This is a genomic window from Candidatus Chlorohelix sp., from assembly GCF_037138995.1.
Lineage (GTDB): Bacteria > Chloroflexota > Chloroflexia > Chloroheliales > Chloroheliaceae > Chlorohelix.
This window is the reverse complement of the sequence record NZ_JBAXHI010000109.1, coordinates 1-1,680: the sequence shown is the minus strand read 5'-3', so window position 1 is coordinate 1,680 and position 1,680 is coordinate 1. Positions and strand designations below refer to the sequence as shown.

At 46.1% G+C, this 1,680-nt stretch carries 2 protein-coding genes; one reads left to right on the top strand and one right to left on the bottom strand.

Annotated features, from left to right (window positions below; genetic code table 11):
- Positions 1-77 precede the first annotated feature (77 nt).
- Entirely contained in the window at positions 78-395 is a 318-nt protein-coding gene (locus WCK19_RS18490; RefSeq protein ID WP_342398884.1) for a HigA family addiction module antitoxin, read from the bottom strand.
- A 238-nt stretch (positions 396-633) separates the two neighbouring features.
- Here WCK19_RS18490 and WCK19_RS18485 point away from each other — a divergent pair, with 238 nt between their 5' ends.
- Positions 634-1,245: a Uma2 family endonuclease gene (locus WCK19_RS18485; protein WP_342398883.1), complete on the top strand. Its 612-nt coding sequence runs from the start codon at positions 634-636 to the stop codon at positions 1,243-1,245.
- Positions 1,246-1,680: the final 435 nt, after the last annotated feature.

Here is a 1,680-nt window from a genome sequence, read left to right as displayed (position 1 = left end):
ACCACACAAAGTTCTTTATCCATTTGCTATAAGCCTTTCAAATTGTACGAATCTTTTAAATAATCGTAAGTCCTACGCTAGTTCGAGTTACTCACGGTATGCTCCAACGTGGAAGTTTGCTGTCGGGGGATGATAGTGCGTTCAATTTCCAGCCCTTCTGCTTGCTCGGCAAGGCGGAGTTCGTAATTCTTCTGTAAATTTATCCAGAATTCGGCGCTGGTACCAAACCACCGGGCTAATCTCAAGGCGGTATCCGCTGTGATAGAACGCCTACCGCTTAAAATTTGGGTGATGCGGTTGGCTTGCAAAGAACGGGCAAGCTCAGCCGCGCTAATGCCCAATTCCTTCAGTTCATCTGCCAGTATCTCGCCCGGATGGATGGGTGGTCTTGCCATAGTGCTGCCTCCTCAATGGTCATTCATTTTCTTCAAAGGCAATGCCCTCGTACAGACTGCCCAGACTTAGCTCAATTTCTTTAACAAAAACCAAGCTTAACTTAGAGCGTTACTCCTGCCAGAGCTATTCTTCTACATTGGTAGAAGGGGTGAAACATGCTCCCGCCTCTGTGTTACGACCTGAGAGAACTTCGCTTTTTTGATGCTATAATTATAGCGCAAAGAGAAAAGAGGGGAAATGACCAGCGCTTTTTCTAAACGCTTCTTCAGCCCAGAAGAATACCTGGCGATGGAGGAGACCGCAGATTATAAAAGTGAATATTATGACGGCGCTATATTTGCAATGGCGGGTGGTTCCTTTAATCATAATTTGATTGCCTCAAATATTCTGGCAGCCATCAGCCGGGCGGTGGCGGAAAAGCCCTGTTTTGTTTTTGGCAGCGATATGAGGCTGCAAATCGAGGAGCTTAAAAAATATACCTACGCCGATGTGACAGCTATTTGCGGTCAGCCTTTATTTATGCCGGGTAGAAATGATACGATTACCAATCCCCTCGTAGTGGTTGAAGTTCTCTCGCCCACTACAATGAAATATGACCAGCAAGGTAAATTCAGGTTATACAAGAGCCTGCCTAGTTTGCAGGATTATCTACTGGTTGACCAGTACAGCCCTTATATCCAGTATTACCATCGGCTTGATGCCGACAAATGGTTACTAGAACTCAAGCAGGACATCAAAGGCAGTATAGAAATTGCAGCGCTGGATTTAGAACTATCTCTGGAAACAATCTATCACAAAGTGATTTTTGAAGAAAAGCCGGAACCAAAACCGAGAGCCAGAAAAAAGTAGTTGCGCTGGTTGCCCTAATCCTCGCCCTCGCAGCCTTTCTGGTAGGAACACTGCTTGGACAAAAAGAGTCGGTAAGCCTTACCTTATTTTGGAGTTCAAATCGTCTTTTTAGATTCATGTGGTTCTTACAGCTAAGCCAGAAAAGCAATAGGGCTTTGCAATAAGCCCCATCTCATTAGCGACTCTTTCTGTCCGACTCGTGAGACTGTTGCTGAATTCAGAATTTAAGGTCAGGACAATTGCTTGGCAGACTTTAAACCTCGCCTATAAAATCAATTCAGCAACAGCATCGACTCGTGTTACTACCCAGTAATCACAGTTTCTCAGGGTCTATCCCCAACTCCCTTAGTTTAGCCCACGCTGCTTCGGCGCGTTGGAATTCCGCCAACCGACCTTCCCGCTCCGCTTCCCCTTTGGTGAGGCGCATCGCTCCGG

Excerpts from the sequence above, each read along its gene's own strand:
- WCK19_RS18485 (WP_342398883.1), top strand. The coding sequence starts at position 634 with ATGACCAGCGCTTTTTCTAAACGCTTCTTCAGCCCAGAAGAATACCTG.
- WCK19_RS18490 (WP_342398884.1), bottom strand. The coding sequence starts at position 395 with ATGGCAAGACCACCCATCCATCCGGGCGAGATACTGGCAGATGAACTG.